The following is a 15,304-nucleotide window of genomic DNA, read 5'->3' as shown; positions in this document are numbered from 1 at the left end:
CGACTCCTGAATTAGGAAAGTTTCCTAAACGATTCCCCGCAACGTACGAACGGGCTCCGACAGCCGTCAAGGGGGTGCGATCGAGACGTGACCTTGCCGTGACGCTTGCTTAGAACGACGTTCTAGAAGCAGAGTGGGTCGCATGATCGAGGAGTACGCCGACCAGGTGTGGCAGGGCGAGGCGGACGACAGCATCGTCGACGCGGGCATGACGGGGAAGGGCGTCCTGACCGTCACCGAGGGGGTGGGCTGGTGGTCGGGGTTCGGGAACGTCATCGCCTTCGAGACCGGGGGCGAGCTGGTGCTGTTCGACACCAGCAGCCCGTTCTCGGCGGCGCGGCTGCACGAGGACGTGCGCAAGTGGACGCGGGCGCCGCTGACCACCGCCTTCTACTCGCACGGGCACATCGACCACGTCTTCGGAACTGCGCCGTTCGAGGAAGAGGGCCATCGGGCCACCATTTACGCGCACAAAGCCGTAACTGACCGCTTCGAGCGATATTTGCTGACTAATGGCTATAACTCGGTGATCAATCAGCGGCAGTTCCAGGCCCCGAATCTGCGCTGGCCCGACTCCTACCGCCACCCCGACGTGACCTACACCGACACGCTGACCGTGCGGCGCGGCGGCCTGACGTTCGACCTGACGCACGCCAAGGGCGAGACCGACGACGCGACCATCGGCTACGTGCCCGAGCACCGGCTGCTGCTGCCCGGCGACCTGTTCATCTGGGTGACGCCCAACTGCGGGAACCCGCAGAAAGTGCAGCGCTATCCCCGGGAATGGGTGCACGCGTTGCGGCTGATGGCGGCCATGGACGCCGAGATCATGCTGCCCAGCCACGGCGCTCCGGTCCTCGGCCGCGACCGCATCAGGCAGGCGCTGCTGGAGACGGCGGAATGGCTGGACTCGCTCGTCACGCAGACCCTGGAACTGCTCAACGCCGGGGCCCGGCTCGACGAGATCGTGCATTCCGTACGGCCGCCGGATCACCTTTCCGACCGGCCTTATCTGCGCGCCCGTTACGACGAGCCGGAATTCGTCGTACGCAATCTGTGGCGCCTCTACGGCGGCTGGTACGACGGAAATCCGGCCCATCTCAAACCCGCTCCCGAGGCCGTTCTGGCGAGATCCGTGGCGGAACTCGCGGGCGGCCCTGCCGCGCTCGCGGACGCCGCGCTGCGCGCCCTTTCCGAGGGGGACGAGCGGCTCGCGGGACATCTCGCGGAGATGGCCGCCCTGGCGGCTCCGGACGACGCGGGCGTGCACCGCGTACGCGCGGAGGTCTTCTCCGCCAGGGCGGCGGGCGAGCTCTCGCTCATGGCCAAGGGCGTCTTCACCTGGGCGGCGGAGGAGTCGAAACGGCGCTCCTAGCCCTTCCACCAGGCGGACGGTCGCGGCCCGTCGATCTTGGGGAGGGAGTCCTTCGGCACGCCGGCGGGGGCGGCGACGTGGACCGCGACGGCGTCGGACGCGATCCGCATCGCGCTGTCGACCAGCCAGTCGTCCTTGACGTGCGCGGCGTCGACGTCGTAGCCGCTGCCGCTGCCGTCCGGATTGAGCCACATCACCACGTAGGAGATCTTCTTGATCCCGGCCCGCTCGTAGGTGTCCCTGACCTGCGCGACCGGCTTGCCACGAGGCTTGTAACCCTCGACCACTCCCCCGTCGGCGTAGAAGTCGGCCTGCACCGGCGTCGCCCAGAGCTCTCCGGGCGCGGCGGGCCGGCCGATCCCGAAGACGACCTTCCCGGTGAGGCCGACGGGCATGGAGACCCTGCCGCACCAGGCCGAGCGGCAGCCCTCCTGCTCCGTGTGGATGGTGATGCCCGTGCCCGGCGGGAAGTCGCCCTCGGTGTGCGGACCGACCAGTTTGCCCACGTCCTGCGGCGCGACAGGGGCCTTGCGCACCTCCGCGTCCAGCCCGACGGCGCGGAACGCCTCGGTGAACTTCGCGGCGTCGGCCTCCGGGTCGTTGATCTCGACCTCGATGAAGTCGTCACCGGTCCTGAGCGAGACGGCGGCGTTGGCGTACTCGGTGGCGGGCCCGCCGAGCGGCGTCCAGATCACGAGCGCGGCGGCCAGCCCGGCCGCCACCACCCCGAGCCCGGCGCCGCGCCGCACCGTGACCCGCCGGCGCCTGGCGGGCTCGCGCCCGGTCGCCATGATCGACTCCATCAGCGCCCGCGCCCCCGCACCTGACGCCTGCCCCACGGGCTCCCCGGCCAGGTCCTCGTCCCGTACACGGGCGAGATCGGCGATGTTCACAGCTTGCTCCCTTCGAACGCGACGGCGCGCGAGTGGTGGATGCCCGCCTCGGTCAGCCTCCGGGCGAACCGCCTGCGGGCGCGATAGAGCCTGACCCGTACGACGTTCGCCGAGGTGCCGAGCACCTTGGCGATCTCGCCGGGGCTCAGCCGCTCCCAGGCGACCAGCGCGAGCAACTCCCTGTCCCCCTCGGGCAAGGCCCTGAACACCTGCCCGAGCCGGGAGAGCTCCTCGCCGGGCAGCTCGGTGGCGAGCGGCGAGGCGGCGAGCTGGGCGCGCAGGGCGGCGGTGCGCTGCTCGTGGCGGCGCTCGCCGCGCCGGTGGTTGGCCAGCACCTTCCTGGCCACGCCGAAGAGCCACAGCCTGGCCTCGTCCCCTCGGGGGACCGCCTCGATGCGGCGCCAGGCGACCATGAACGTCTCGGCCACGACGTCCGCCGCGTCGTCCGGGTCCGGACAGCGGCGCAACGCGTACCCGAGCAGGGGGCGGTACGAGGACTCGTAGAGCTCCTCGAAGCGCCTCTCGGGATCTGCTCCCACTTAGGCTCCTCAGTCGGGGGCGTTCAACACTCACCCCATGTCCGGGATATCTGGAGCATTACGCGTTGGAAGGAGATTTTGCGCGATGAGCGTTGATCGCGTTATTGGGGTGGGGGTGGTGCTCATCGCGCCCGATGGACGGGTTCTGCTGGGTGAGCGGGTCAAGGCCGGGGAGCCGCCGTCGTGGTGCCTGCCCGGCGGGGCCGTGGAGCCTGGAGAAAGCTTCGAGGAGGCGGCCGTGCGGGAGCTCGGGGAGGAGACCGGCATCCACGACGCGGGAACGCCCCGGGTGACCGCCGTGGTGCTGGACCATCCGGAGGGCGGGGTGCGGGTGACGGCCGGGGTGAGCATGGCGGCGGGGGCCGGGGCGCCGGTGGTGACCGAGCCGCACGTCTTCCGGTCGTGGCGGTGGTTCCCGCTGGACGGGCTCCCGGAGCCGCTGTTCGAGGCCAGTGCCCGGCTGCTGGGCACGGTGGGAGCCGGGGGCCGCTATCGGGTCGCCCACGACTAGCCGGACCCGAGTCGAGGACGGCCGCGAGACCGTCGCCGCCGCCCGGCGCCGCCCCCTCGTCCGCTGAGGGGCGCGCCGGGCGGGGGCGGCCCGGGTCAGCCGAAGTGGGCCCGGGTCTCGGCGAAGGCCTGGTCGGTGCCTTCCAGGGCGGCTGCCACGTCCGCCTCGGTGTGGGCCGCCGACATGAACCAGTTGTGCCAGGGGTGGATGTAGACCCCGTGGCGCAGGCAGGCGTCGCTCCAGTGCATGGCCACCGACAGGTCCGCGTCGCCGTCGAAGCTGAGCCACGGGATCGTCACCGGGCCCGTCTGGTTCACCACGAAGCCATGGGCCTTGGCCTGGGCGTACAGGCCCTCGCGCAGCTGCGAGCCCGCCCGTTCCATGGCGCCGATGCCGTCCTCGTCCCTGAGGGTCTCGATGGTGGCCTTGGCCGCGGCCATGGCGACCGCGGAGAACCAGAACGAGCCGGTCGAGTACAGCGTCTGGGCGGGGCCCCGGAGGGCGTCGGTGCCGGTGACGGCGGCGATCGGGTAGCCGTTGGCCATGGCCTTGGACCAGGCCGTCAGGTCGGGGCGCACGCCGTACGGCTCCCAGGAGCCGCGCAGGTCGACGCGGAAGCCGGCCCGCACGTCGTCGATCACCAGCGCCGCCCCGAGGCGGTCGGCCAGCGCGCGGGCGCCGCGCGCGAAGGCGGGCTCCACCAGCTCCTGGTCCTCGAACGAGTCGTGCTTGAACGGGGTGACGATGATCGCGGCCACGTCGCCCTCCACGGTCGCCGCCGCGGCCTCCAGGGACTCCAGGGAGTTGTAGGTGAACTCCACCAGGTCGGCCCGCTCGTTCGGCGTCGTCCCCGCCGGGGACGGCGTGCACCACGGGTCCGCCCCGTGGTACGCCCCGTGCGCCATCAGCACCTTCGTGCGGCCCGTGGCGGCCCTGGCGACCATGAGGGCCTGCGTGGTGGCGTCCGTGCCGTTCTTGGAGAACATCGCCCAGTCGGCGCTCGGCACGGTGTCCACCAGCAGCTCGGCCAGCTCCACCATGATCGCGCCGGGGCCGTTGAGGCAGTCGCCGAGCGCGGCCTGGCGGGCGGCGGCCTCCTCGACGCGCGGGTGCCGGTGGCCGAGCACGACCGGGCCCCAGCTGCACATGAAGTCGATGTAGGAGCGGCCGTTGACGTCCCACTGCCGGCAGCCCTCGCCGCGTTCGAAGAACTGGGGGTAGCCGGGGGCGAAGATGGCGGCGTTGAGGTGGCCGTACATGCCGCCGGGGACGACTTTCGCGGCGCGCTGGCGGAGGTCGGCGTCTGTGGTCATGAAGCTGGGTCCTAAGTGAGGAGGTCGAGGGTGGAGGGCAGGTCGGTGAGGCCGGCGTCGGAGCCGAGGCCGGTGGCGACGCGGGCGGCGGCGGCCGTGCCCCAGCGGGCGGCCGTCAGCACGTCCTGGTCGTGCAGGAGGCCGGTGAGGAAGCCCGCGCAGTACGCGTCACCGCAGCCCGTGGTGTCGGAGACGTCGGTCTTGAGCGCCGGCACGTGCCGCGCGCCGGCCTCGGTGACCACCAGGCTGCCCGCGGCGCCGAGCGTGACCAGCACGCCCCGCGGGCCGTCGGCCAGGAGGGTGCGGGCGGCGGTCTCGACGTCCGCGGCGCCGGTCATGAGCAGGGCCTGGGACTCGTTCGGCAGGACGTAGTCCACGTGCGGGAGGAACGCGCGGGCCATGCCCAGCAGGTCGGGCATCTCCGACAGGAGGTCCATCGTGATGACGGCGCCGGACGACCGGGCCTCGTCCAGGAGGGCGAAGAAGGCCGGGTCGCCGAGGCCGAACGTGACGTCCATCCCGCCCAGGTGGATGGCGCTGGCCGCGCGGAGCAGGCCCGGGTCGAGGTCGGCGGGCGTAACGCCGAGGTTCGCGCCGGGCACGTGGAAGCTGGGGCGGCCGCCGTCGGGCCGGATGGGCAGGATCGAGGCCGCCGTCTGCTCGCCCGCCCTGCGTACCAGGCGGGAGGTGTCCACGCCGCGCTTGGCCAGGATCATCAGCAGGAAGTCGCCGAGCTCGTCGTCGCCGATCGCGCCCATGGTGACCACGTCGTTGCCCAGCTTGACCAGGTCGACCGCGGTCCCCGCGGCGGCGCCGGCCGCGGTGAGGCGGATCTGGTCGACCAGCACCGTGTCCTGGCCCTGGGGGATGTGGTCGACGGGTCTGGCGAGGATGTCGACGATGTGGACGCCGACTGTGACGACGGTCATGGTCTTAAATAGACAGACGTCCGAATAAAACGCAAGAGGTGTCCTATGCCGAAGATCGTTGATCACGATGAGCGCAGGCGTGAGGTGCTGTCGGCGGCCAGCCGGGTGATCGTCAGGGACGGCATCGACGCCGCCACCACCCGGGCCATCGCCAAGGAGGCCGGCTACTCCAACGGCGTGCTCGCACACTACTTCGCCGACAAGGACGAGATCCTGCTGTCGGCGTTGCGGCAGTCGCACCGGCGCATCCGGGGCCGGATCACGGGCAGGGTGGCGGGCATGACGGGGCTGGCGGCGCTGCGCGAGGTGCTGCTGGACAACCTGCCGCTGGATGGCGAGCGCGCCGAGGAGACCCGGCTGGAGGTGAGCTTCTGGAGCCGGAGCCTGGCCGCCGAGCGGCTGGCGGAGGTGCAGCGGGCGGAGGCGGGCGAGCTGCGGGCCGCCGTACGGGAGTTTCTGGAGCAGGCGCGGGAGGCCGGGGAGCTGACGGCGGACGACGACCTGGACGACGTGGCCGAGCGGCTGCTCGCCCTGGTCGACGGGCTCAGCCTGCACCTGCTGCTGTATCCCGGCCGGCTGCGCGGGCAGGACGTCGAGCGGCTGATGCTCCAGACCCTGGAGCGGTTGTAGCGGCCGGTTGGCTTCCGCTGGGATGAACCACTACATTCCAGGCGCATGAGCCTTCGCGAGCAGTTGTGCGAGTACGGCCGGCGAGCCGTCGAGCTCGGCCTGGTCATCGGCACCTCGGGCAACCTCAGCGTGCGCGAGGGCGACCTGGTAACGGTGACGCCGTCGGGCGCCGCGCTGGACCGGCTGACGCCCGAGATGTGCCCGGTCGTGGACCTGGCGACGGGCAGGCGGGTGGAGGGGGAGCTGCGGCCGTCCAGCGAGACGCCCATGCACCTGGCCATCTACCGGACCACCGACGCGCGGGCGATCGTGCACACGCACTCCGTGTTCGGCACGGTGGTGGCCACGACGATGACCGAGCTGCCGCCCGTGCACTACAACGCGCTGATGCTCGGCGGGGTGGTGAAGGTGGCCGAGTACGCGACCTACGGCACGCCCGAGCTGGCCGCGAACGTGCGCGCGGCGCTGGAGGGCAAGCGGGCCGCCCTGATGGCCAACCACGGCGGCGTCACCATCGGGGCGACGCTGGAGGAGGCGTTCGAGGGCACCCGCCTGCTGGAGTGGCTGTGCGAGGTGTACGTGCGGGGGCTGAGCGTCGGCAAGCCGAACATCCTGACGGAGGAGCAGCTCGCCGCCGTGGTCGAGCGGACGCTCAACCCCCCGCCCCTATGAGAGCGCGGCCTGCTCGGCCAGGCCGAGCGGGAGCCCGCCCGACCCGGCGATCCGGTCGTGGAACTCCTTGAGCGAGCCCTGGAACGACTCCCGGACGCGGTCGATCTCGATCGCGCCCGTCAGGTAGGACGGCGCCTGCGTGGGCCAGGCGCAGTAGCGGTTCACCTCGCCCTGCGCCGTGCCGGGCGACAGCGACGCCTTGGTGGCCATGAACGTCTCGGCCTGCTCGATCGACATGTCCTCGCAGTGCAGCGCGGTGTCCACGACGATGCGGGCGGCGCGGAAGACGCGGCAGTCGAGGTGGGCCAGCTCGGTGGCCGGGGTGTCGAAGTAGCCCTGCTCGTGCAGCATCTTCTCCACGTACAGGGCCCAGCCCTCGGTGAAGTACGGCGTCCTGAAGACCTTCCTGACCGTACGCGGGCTGCCCGCCATGTACGACAGGTGCCAGTGGTGCCCGGGGTAGGCCTCGTGCACGGCGATCGAGGGCATCTGGGCCCGCGAGTTCGTGCGCAGCCGCTGGCGTACCTGCTCGGGGGTGAAGTCGTCCGGCGTGTACGGCACGAAGAAGATGCCCGTCCGCGACGCGCTGAGCGGCGGCGGCGCCAGGTAGTGGGCCACGGACAGGACCGGGCGGGTGTACTCGGCCGACGGCAGCACGTGGCACTCCTCGCCGTCGGCGAACGTCACCAGGTCCCGCTCCCTGACGAACTCGCGCGCCCGCAGCGTCTCGGCCTCGTACTCGGCGCGCATGTCGGCCAGCGTCGGCGGGTGGTCGTCCATGAGCTGCTCCATGGCGGCCCGCCAGTCCTGGGTGCCGTTGACCTGGAGCGCCACCTCGCGCATGCGCGCGTCCAGCTCCGCCCAGGCGGCCTTGCCCTTCTCGTGCAGCTCGGCGGCGCCGTACCCGAGCAGCTCGCGCTCGCGCAGCAGCGTGGAGTAGAGCCGCTCCCCCATCCGCCAGGTGCCGCCGCACTCGAAGCCGTCGAGGAAGGTGACGAGCTCGTCGAACGCCCGCGCGGCGGGCTCGGCGGCCGCGGCCAGGTCGGCGCGCAGGCTCTCGTCCTCGACCATGGACGGGATGGTGCGGGTCAGGAAGTTGCGGCCGGTACGCGCCTGGCCGAGCCCCCGCTGGACCAGCAGTGGGGCGGCCAGGTCGGGGTCCAGGTTCGCGCGGCAGGCGGCCAGCACGCCGGGCACCTCGGCCAGGCGGAGCAGCGCGGAGGCGACCAGCTCGGGCTCGGGCTTGAGCCGGCGCTGGAACGGCGCGTACATGGAGGTGAAGATCGCTCCGAGGTAGACGCTCGGGTCGCGCCGCCACTCGGGCCAGGACGCGAGCGCGATCGAGCCCCTGAGCTGCGACAGGACGAGATCTCTGTCGATCGCGTCGTCCAGGGTGGGCGCCTCGGCGGCGGACAGCCGTTCGAGCCAGAGCACCTGCTCGCGCTCGCGGGCCTGCCAGGCGGAGGCGGTGAAATCGCCGAGGGTGTGATCGTAACCGTCGGCCCCGAGCGAGGCGGCAACGACCGGACGGTCGGAAAAGTACCACTTGAGAAACTCGTCCACCGATGCACCATATCCTGAGCAAATGCCCCTGCAGATCACTGGCGCGCTAGGCGACCCTGACCTGATCCGCCTCCCTTGGGAGACCCCTCTCGAAGACTGGCCGCAACACCATCTGGTCGATCTGCCGCGCGGTATCTCGCGGCACGTGGTGCGCTTCGCCCGGCTGTCCGGCAAGGTGTACGCGATCAAGGAGATCAGCGAGCGCTACGCCAAGCGGGAGTACCAGCTCCTGTGGGACCTGGCCAGGCTGGACGCCCCCGCCGTCGAGCCGGTCGCGTACGTCACCGGCCGCGAGAACGGGCTGGACGCGGCCCTGATCACCCGGCACCTGCAGTTCTCGCTGCCCTACCGCGCGGTCATGTCGGGCACCCTGCGCCCCGACACGCTCACCCGCCTGCTGGACGCGCTGGCCGTGCTGCTGGTGCGGCTGCACCTGAACGGGTTCTACTGGGGCGACTGCTCGCTGTCCAACACGCTGTTCCGGCGCGACGCGGGGGCGTTCGCGGCCTACCTGGTGGACGCCGAGACCGGCGAGATGCACCCGATGATCAGCGAGGGGCAGCGGCTGACCGACATCGACAACGCGCACACGAACATCTTCGGCGAGATGCTCGACCTGGAGGCCGGCGGGCTGCTGCACCCGTCGATCGACCCCATGGAGACCGCCGAGGACATCGTCGCCCGCTACCACCGCCTGTGGAACGAGATCAACGAGAGCGAGATCATCGAGGAGGTGGACTGGCACCGCGTCGAGCAGCGCATCAGGCGCCTGAACCTGCTGGGCTTCGACGTGGCCGAGATGATGGTGCGGCGCAAGGTCGGCACGGGCCGCCTGATCGTCCGCCCCAAGGTCGTGGACGCCGGCCACCACCAGCGCCGCCTGCTCCGCCTGACCGGCCTCGACGTCGAGGAGAACCAGGCGCGGCGGCTGCTCAACGACCTCGACGGCTTCCGGGTGGCCAAGGGACTGCGGCACGAGGACGAGGCGATCGTGGCCCACCGGTGGCTGGCCGAGGTGTTCCAGCCGACCGTGGACGCCATCCCCGCCGAGCTGCGCGGGAAGCTGGAGCCCGCGCAGCTCTTCCACGAGCTCCTCGACCACCGCTGGTTCCTGTCGGAGCAGGAGGGGGCCGACGTCGGGCTGGCCGCGGCGGTGAAGTCGTACGTGGACAACGTGCTGGTGCACAAGCCCGACGAGCGGGCGCTGCTGCCCGAGGAGGCCGATCAGTAGGCCACGCAGATGCGTTGCCGGGGGTGGGCGTTCTTGTCCACCTCGTCGGCGATCGCGACGGCGAAGTCCTCGGCGGTGATGAAGCTGCGGCCCTCGGAGTCGGTCATCAGCATGTCGCCGCCTAGCCGGAAGACCCCGGTACGCTCCCCCGGCGCGATCTCCGCGGCCGGGGAGACGAACGTCCAGTCGAGGTCCTCGACCTCCCGGTACAGGCGCAGGAGCGCCCGGCCGGCCAGCGCCTCCTTCTTGTAGACGTCCGGGAAGCCGGGCGTGTCGACCAGGTCCTGCCCCGGGGCCACCTGGAGGCTGCCCGCGCCGCCCACGACGATCAACCGCCGCACCCCTGACGCCCGCGCGCCGTCGATGAGCGCGCGGTTGGCCGCCAGGAAGGGCGGCTCCGGCTCGGTGCCGTCGCGCGGCGGGGCGATCGCCGAGACGATCACGTCGTGGCCCTCGGCCAGCGCGGCAGTGTCGTGGACGTCGCCCTTGTCGGGGCCCTTGCGGCTGAGGCCGGTGACCTCGTGGCCGCGGTCGCGGAGCTCGGTGGCGATGCGGCTGCCGAGCATGCCGGTCGCGCCGAAGAGAAGGATCTTCATGCCGCCAAGAGTATCCATCGGATACTGGTTACTTCATCGTGCTATAAGTACCTTATGGATACCGGTGATGTCTTCGACCCCAATTGCCCGACCAGGGTGGTCCTGGACCGGATCGGCGATAAATGGTCGGCGCTGGTGCTGCTCTGCCTGGACGGCGGGCCCATGCGCTTCACCCAGCTCAGAACGCGGATCGGCGGGGTCACGCCCAAGGTCCTGACGCAGACCTTGCGCGCCATGGAGCAGGACGGGCTGGTGACGCGGGAGGTGTTCGCGGAGGTGCCGCCGCGGGTGGAGTACACACTGACGGAGCTCGGGCGCTCGCTGCACGGGCCGATCTCCGTGGTGGCCGACTGGGCCGAGCGGAATGTCGCCGAAATCATGCGCTGCCGCGAGAAATTCTCATAAATCATACGTTTTTCCGTACCAGTGGTGCTTTTCTACTCCGCAGCCGTATAAAACCTCCACACCCGTGACCGGCCGTCACGTGGGCCCGTCCCCTTCGCCCTACGCTGTCTGCGTTCCACCACGGTGAGGGAGGTCACGTGCTGGGAATCGACGGCTGCCTGGCAGAGGTCATGTCCATACCGGGCGCGCTGGACGCCATGCTGGTGGACCACACGAGCGGCATGCCGGTGGCCTTCAGCACGGCTGTGGGCGTGGACGCCGACCGGTCGGCCGCCGCGCTGACCGAGGCCCTGCGCGCCACCACCGACGGCCTGGCCCGCACCTGCCCGGGCGACGTCATCCGCATCGACGACATGCTCGTCACCACGGACAAGGGTCACCATCTGCTGCGGCTGCTGGAGACCGTGTTCGAGGGGCCGCTGGTCATCTACGTACGCCTTGACCTGGAACGATCCAACCTCGCCCTGGCCAGGTACCGCCTGCGCACCATCTCCAGCCGGCTTGCGACGTGACCCATGGCCAAGCTCGACACACTCCTGGCCGGGCTCGCCCGCGAGCGCTCCACCGGCGCGCTCCAGGTCGGCAGGAGCGGCACGATCTTCCTCTCGGACGGGCGCGTGACGTACATGGAGTGCGCCCAGGCCCCCAGCGTGGAACGGCTGCTCGCGGCCAGGGGGCTGATGAGCGAGGCGGCACTGCGCCGGCTGCAGGCCGACGGAGGCTGCGAGCGGCTGCTCGCCGAGGGGCCGCTCACGCAGGGCGAGCTGCAGTACGCGGTGCTCGGCGGGGTCCTGGACGCGGCCTTCTTCCTGCTGCCGGTCAGCGGGACACGCCCCAAGTTCCGCCCCGGGGAGCGGCACTGGCTGGGCGGGCAGTGGTTCTTCGACGTGCCGGGGCTGGTGCGGGAGTGCGCGCGGCGGCGGGCGCAGCTCGCCCAGATCTGGCCCTCCGCCGACGTGGACACCCTCCCGGTACGGCCGCTGCCCCGGCTGCCCGGGCACGGGGTGACGCTGAGCCGCGTCCAGTGGGAGGTCATCGTCAGGGCCGACCAGAAGGCGACCCCGCTGGAGCTGGCCAAGCAGATCGGCCGGCCGGCGTACCCGGTGCTGCTGGCGGTGCGCCGGCTGGCCGCCTCGGGGCTGCTGGCCGCGCCCGACCTGCCCCTACGGCGGAAGCCCGGCGAGCATCCGCCGCACGACCCGCAGGCGCGGGCCCAGCCGCTGGGCCCGCCCGTGACGGGCGACCCGACCGATCTGGCGCTGCTGATGCGGCTGAAGAAGGCGCTCGAGGAGCTGTCGTGAGGTTCCCCTCACTCAGGAGGAGGCCACCGGTGGAGCTACGGCAAGAGGTTCTGGAGGAGATGGCGCTGCTGCGCGAGCGCACCCCGGACGTCCAGGGGAGCGTCGCCTGCACCGTGGACGGCCTGCAGCTCGCCTGCGACCTTCCAGGGGAGTCGGGCGAGCAGGCGGCGGCGCTGTCGGCGGCGCTGCTCGCGATGAGCAGGCGGATGCTCCTCATCACCGGCCAGGGAACGCTCGAGGAGACGCTCATCTCCGGCACCGCCGGTTTCACGGCCTTCTACGCCGCCGGCCCCACCATCGTCCTCACGGTCCTGGCCGGACCCGGCGCGAACGTCGGGCTGCTGCGGCTGGAGGGCAGGAAGACGGCTGCCGCCGTGGCCGCCGTCTCAGCTCGCAAACAGTGACTCGCGAACAGGGAGAGGAGAGGACATGGCCGGCATGGACGTGTCGCTCAAGGAGATGATGAGCATCGACGGCTCCATCGGTGCCGCGATCGTCGACCACGGCAGCGGCATGGCACTGGGGGCCCTCGGCGGCTCCAAGGACCTGGACCTGCAGATCGCCGCGGCCGGCAACACGGAGGTGGTCAAGGCCAAGCTGCGCACGATGGACTCGCTGGGCCTCAAGGACGCCATCGAGGACATCCTGATCACGCTGAGCGGCCAGTACCACATCATCCGCCCGATCACCGGGCGCGGCGGCAAGGGCCTGTTCCTGTACCTGGCGCTCGACCGCAACCGCGCCAACCTGGCGCTGGCCCGCCACCAGCTCCGGAGCATCGAGGAGAAGCTGGAGGTCTGAACGCCCGTTCCGGTGGCCCGGCCCCGCGGGGGCGGGCCACCGGCGTCGTCAGGGCGAGGTCAGCTTGGTGATCTCGGCGACGAAGCTCGGCCAGAGCTCGCGCGGCAGGTCGTGCCCCATCCCCGGGTACGTCACCAGCCGCGCCCCGGGGACGGCCGCGGCCGTGGCCCGGCCGCCCGCCACCGGGACCAGCGGGTCAGCCTCCCCGTGCAGCACGAGCGTGGGCACCTCGACCCGGGCGAGCAGCTCCGTACGGTCGCCCGACGCCATGATCGCGGCCAGCTGCCTGGCCGTGCCCGCCGGGTCGAAGCAGCGGTCGTAGGCCAGCCCGGCCGTCGCCCTGATCTTCTCCCGGTCCAGCTCGTAGCCCGGCGAGCCGATGGACGACCAGGTCCGCACCGCCTGCTCCAGCACCGCCTCGCGGCCCTCGGCCGGCCTGCCCATCAGGACGGCGGCGGCGGCCTCCGTGGGCGGGGCCACGGAGGGGCCCGGCGTGGACATGATGGAGGTCAGGGTCAGCACCCGGCCGGGGTGCCGGATGGCCAGCGTCTGGGCGATCATGCCGCCCATCGAGGCGCCCACGACGTGGGCCGCCGGCCAGCCGAGCGCGTCCATGAGGGCCGCGGTGTCGTCGGCCAGGTCGTCCAGCAGGTACGGCGGCGCGGCTCCCATCGCGGGCAGGCCGTGCTCGTGGAGGTGCGTGGACAGGCCCGCGTCGCGGTTGTCGAACCGTACGACGTGGTGTCCCTGCTCCGCCAGGAGCTCGCAGAACCCCTCGTCCCATTGGATGAGCTGGGCGCCGAGCCCCATGATGAGGAGCAGCGGGCGCCCGGTGGGTGAGCCGAAGCTCTCGTAGGCGATGTCGATGCCGTTCGCGGCTGCGCGGATGGTCACGACGACCAGAATGACATTCTGGTCGTCGTCACGTAAAGGTCATCCGCTCCGATTTGATGCGGGAGCTCAGCGCTTCATGAACGCGGCCCGCAGGCGCTCCCCGCCGAGCAGCGCGCCACCGCCCGCCACGGACAGCACGCCGGCCATCAGCGCGGTGCCGACCAGGCCGGACTCCTTCTCCGGCTCGTCCGCGGGGGCGTCAGGGAGGCTGCCGCCCGCGGCGGAGGAGTCCTCCTCGGCCTGCGGCGGGGTCGCCGGGTTGGTGTCGCGCTCGGCCCAGGCGCCGGTCGAGAACGGCACCGGGTAGTTCTTCTTGCCCACGCCGTCGCCCCACTTGGTGATGACGTAGTCGACCTCGATGTGGCCCTGGCCGCCGATGCCGTCCACGCCCAGCGTGCTGGAGTTGAACTCGCCGCCGGTCAGCTCGGCGAACGTCTTGGCGTCGAGGTCCAGCATGATGCCGCGATTGGAGGGCGCGCCCGGCCCGCGGTCACCCACGAAGAAGGGCATCTTCTTGCCCTTGTAGACCACGTAACCCTCGGTCAGCAGCGGCCAGCTCGGGCTGGCGGCCAGCCCCTTCTGCATCGGCTTGCCACTGGCCGGCAGGCCCGTGTCACCGGCGCGGCCGGAGGCGTCGTCCCAGAAGTACGAGGCAGTGGTCGAGCCCTTGAGCAAGATCTTTTCACCGGTGTCGGTGTCGGCGTGGGCGGCCGTGCCGGCGATGCTCATCGCGCAGGCGGCGGAGGCGGTCAGCACGGCGAGGGAACGCAGGCCAAAACGGGCATACATGAAGCAGCAAAACCCTTCACTGGGGGACAGGGAGGTTGCACTCAGGGGATGAGGGCGCAGCGGGGCAGAGCGCCGCGAGGTCGCTACGCGGAGCGCAAGATACGAGCCTTTGAGGAAGGGGGCCGCTCAGCAGGCGGCCGTCAAGACGCGGTCCGGGGGTACGACGCGCTGATGCATGGGGTAAGTTGTCCTCTCCATCACGCCTACCGGGTTAGCTGACGGGTTCGGGCGGTGGAGTTGCCCTACCGGCACGGAGCCGGATTCACCCCAACGGAGGTGGTTCCCCGGTTCCCGAAGTTCGGGATTCGGCGCCAACCGGCCGTCCTCCTGGGGTAAGGACTGGGTCACCGGCTGGTAATGGCGATTACAGTAGCCACGGAAACGGACATCTGCAAACGATTCTTCACGAATCGGGCGAAAGATCTACCTGTCCAGGCAAAGGAAAAGGGGGCACGGCACGCCGTACCCCCGCAGAATTCCAGCGTCAGCCGCCGCTCTTGCGCCTGAACGATCTTTTACTCGCAGCCGGACCGTGCGCCCCGTGGATCTTGGATGGGTCGCCGCCCCTGCCACCCGCGCCCGATCCGCCGTGCTGGTTGCGCTTGCGCTCCAGCGCCTCGCGGAACTTGCGCTTCAGCTCGTCCTCGGGAGTTTCGCTGACTTCCGGCTCCGGTGTATCCGCCATGAGGACCTCCATGGTGTTGGGGACAGTTCACAGCTTCGCACGGCACTGCTTATGACGCGAAACCGGGCTCACTGCGCGGTGAAAGACAGCAAGCGGAAGACCGGGCCGGGACCGCCCGAGCGGCCCTGCCCGTGGCCGGCGAACCGCGACTCGCCGCCCGGCCGCAGCCCGTGCCGG

19 protein-coding genes and 1 riboswitch are annotated in these 15,304 nt (G+C 71.1%); of the genes, 10 read left to right on the top strand and 9 right to left on the bottom strand.

Annotated features, from left to right (window positions below; translation table 11 throughout):
- The first annotated feature begins 142 nt into the window (after window positions 1-142).
- Complete coding sequence (locus AB0I79_RS15970) at window positions 143-1,375, top strand: alkyl sulfatase dimerization domain-containing protein (RefSeq protein WP_357872754.1); 1,233 nt, start codon at window positions 143-145, stop codon at window positions 1,373-1,375.
- On the opposite strand, the gene AB0I79_RS15965 is transcribed toward AB0I79_RS15970, so the two are convergent.
- On the bottom strand, window positions 1,372-2,268 hold the full coding sequence (locus tag AB0I79_RS15965) for a hypothetical protein (RefSeq protein WP_357872751.1): 897 nt from the start codon (window positions 2,266-2,268) through the stop codon (window positions 1,372-1,374). The genes AB0I79_RS15970 and AB0I79_RS15965 overlap by 4 nt on opposite strands.
- Window positions 2,265-2,807 carry a sigma-70 family RNA polymerase sigma factor gene (locus AB0I79_RS15960; RefSeq protein WP_357872747.1) on the bottom strand — a complete coding sequence of 181 codons (543 nt, stop codon included), beginning with the start codon at window positions 2,805-2,807 and terminating at the stop codon, window positions 2,265-2,267. Before AB0I79_RS15960 ends, AB0I79_RS15965 begins: the two co-directional genes overlap by 4 nt.
- A gap of 85 nt (window positions 2,808-2,892) precedes the next feature.
- On the opposite strand from AB0I79_RS15960, the gene AB0I79_RS15955 reads away from it, so the two are divergent.
- Entirely contained in the window at window positions 2,893-3,318 is a 426-nt protein-coding gene (locus AB0I79_RS15955) for an NUDIX domain-containing protein (protein ID WP_357872744.1), read from the top strand.
- A gap of 95 nt (window positions 3,319-3,413) precedes the next feature.
- Here the strand turns inward: AB0I79_RS15955 and AB0I79_RS15950 are convergent, their stop codons facing one another.
- Both AB0I79_RS15950 and AB0I79_RS15945 read right to left on the bottom strand, forming a co-directional pair.
- Window positions 3,414-4,631 carry an aminotransferase class III-fold pyridoxal phosphate-dependent enzyme gene (locus AB0I79_RS15950; RefSeq protein WP_357872742.1) on the bottom strand — a complete coding sequence of 406 codons (1,218 nt, stop codon included), beginning with the start codon at window positions 4,629-4,631 and terminating at the stop codon, window positions 3,414-3,416.
- Window positions 4,632-4,642: 11 nt separating this feature from the next.
- Window positions 4,643-5,560, bottom strand: coding sequence for a carbohydrate kinase family protein (locus AB0I79_RS15945; protein ID WP_357872739.1), 918 nt, complete (start codon window positions 5,558-5,560; stop codon window positions 4,643-4,645).
- Between the two features lie 45 nt (window positions 5,561-5,605).
- Between AB0I79_RS15945 and AB0I79_RS15940 the strand changes: the two genes are divergently transcribed.
- Window positions 5,606-6,190: a TetR/AcrR family transcriptional regulator gene (locus AB0I79_RS15940; protein ID WP_357872736.1), complete on the top strand. Its 585-nt coding sequence runs from the start codon at window positions 5,606-5,608 to the stop codon at window positions 6,188-6,190.
- Window positions 6,191-6,235: 45 nt separating this feature from the next.
- Window positions 6,236-6,862: a class II aldolase/adducin family protein gene (locus tag AB0I79_RS15935; protein ID WP_357872734.1), complete on the top strand. Its 627-nt coding sequence runs from the start codon at window positions 6,236-6,238 to the stop codon at window positions 6,860-6,862.
- Here the strand turns inward: AB0I79_RS15935 and AB0I79_RS15930 are convergent.
- The gene (locus tag AB0I79_RS15930) at window positions 6,857-8,425 is read right to left on the bottom strand and encodes a DUF885 domain-containing protein (RefSeq protein WP_357872731.1); all 1,569 of its coding nucleotides are present in this window, start codon (window positions 8,423-8,425) and stop codon (window positions 6,857-6,859) included. The two genes, AB0I79_RS15935 and AB0I79_RS15930, sit on opposite strands and share 6 nt — an antisense overlap.
- Window positions 8,426-8,447: 22 nt before the next feature.
- Here AB0I79_RS15930 and AB0I79_RS15925 point away from each other — a divergent pair, with 22 nt between their 5' ends.
- A complete protein-coding gene (locus AB0I79_RS15925; RefSeq protein ID WP_185101490.1) occupies window positions 8,448-9,656 on the top strand; it encodes a DUF4032 domain-containing protein in 1,209 nt (402 codons plus the stop codon).
- Here the strand turns inward: AB0I79_RS15925 and AB0I79_RS15920 are convergent.
- Window positions 9,650-10,252 carry an NAD(P)H-binding protein gene (locus AB0I79_RS15920; RefSeq protein WP_357872728.1) on the bottom strand — a complete coding sequence of 201 codons (603 nt, stop codon included), beginning with the start codon at window positions 10,250-10,252 and terminating at the stop codon, window positions 9,650-9,652. The two genes, AB0I79_RS15925 and AB0I79_RS15920, sit on opposite strands and share 7 nt — an antisense overlap.
- A 54-nt stretch (window positions 10,253-10,306) precedes the next feature.
- On the opposite strand from AB0I79_RS15920, the gene AB0I79_RS15915 reads away from it, so the two are divergent.
- From AB0I79_RS15915 to AB0I79_RS15895, 5 genes are all read left to right on the top strand, one after another.
- Complete coding sequence (locus AB0I79_RS15915) at window positions 10,307-10,657, top strand: helix-turn-helix domain-containing protein (RefSeq protein ID WP_253758233.1); 351 nt, start codon at window positions 10,307-10,309, stop codon at window positions 10,655-10,657.
- Between the two features lie 137 nt (window positions 10,658-10,794).
- Window positions 10,795-11,169, top strand: coding sequence for a roadblock/LC7 domain-containing protein (locus AB0I79_RS15910; RefSeq protein WP_357872725.1), 375 nt, complete (start codon window positions 10,795-10,797; stop codon window positions 11,167-11,169).
- A 3-nt stretch (window positions 11,170-11,172) separates the two neighbouring features.
- On the top strand, window positions 11,173-11,958 hold the full coding sequence (locus AB0I79_RS15905; protein WP_357872722.1) for a hypothetical protein: 786 nt from the start codon (window positions 11,173-11,175) through the stop codon (window positions 11,956-11,958).
- Between the two features lie 29 nt (window positions 11,959-11,987).
- Window positions 11,988-12,362, top strand: coding sequence for a roadblock/LC7 domain-containing protein (locus AB0I79_RS15900; protein WP_357872720.1), 375 nt, complete (start codon window positions 11,988-11,990; stop codon window positions 12,360-12,362).
- A 25-nt stretch (window positions 12,363-12,387) separates the two neighbouring features.
- Window positions 12,388-12,759 (top strand): hypothetical protein, encoded by a 372-nt coding sequence (locus AB0I79_RS15895; protein WP_357872718.1) that lies wholly within the window; start codon window positions 12,388-12,390, stop codon window positions 12,757-12,759.
- 48 nt (window positions 12,760-12,807) lie between these two features.
- Here the strand turns inward: AB0I79_RS15895 and AB0I79_RS15890 are convergent, their stop codons facing one another.
- From AB0I79_RS15890 to AB0I79_RS15880, 3 genes are all read right to left on the bottom strand, one after another.
- Entirely contained in the window at window positions 12,808-13,653 is an 846-nt protein-coding gene (locus AB0I79_RS15890) for an alpha/beta fold hydrolase (protein ID WP_357872715.1), read from the bottom strand.
- 66 nt (window positions 13,654-13,719) lie between these two features.
- A complete protein-coding gene (locus tag AB0I79_RS15885; RefSeq protein WP_357872714.1) occupies window positions 13,720-14,442 on the bottom strand; it encodes a hypothetical protein in 723 nt (240 codons plus the stop codon).
- 185 nt (window positions 14,443-14,627) lie between these two features.
- A riboswitch (cyclic di-AMP (ydaO/yuaA leader) is annotated at window positions 14,628-14,763 on the bottom strand.
- A 163-nt stretch (window positions 14,764-14,926) separates the two neighbouring features.
- The gene (locus AB0I79_RS15880) at window positions 14,927-15,127 is read right to left on the bottom strand and encodes a DUF5302 domain-containing protein (RefSeq protein ID WP_357872712.1); all 201 of its coding nucleotides are present in this window, start codon (window positions 15,125-15,127) and stop codon (window positions 14,927-14,929) included.
- Between the last annotated feature and the right edge of the window lie 177 nt (window positions 15,128-15,304).

Source organism: Nonomuraea sp. NPDC050202 (genome assembly GCF_040656115.1).
In the GTDB taxonomy this organism is placed as follows: domain Bacteria; phylum Actinomycetota; class Actinomycetes; order Streptosporangiales; family Streptosporangiaceae; genus Nonomuraea.
This window is presented reverse-complemented; position numbering and strand designations above follow the sequence as displayed.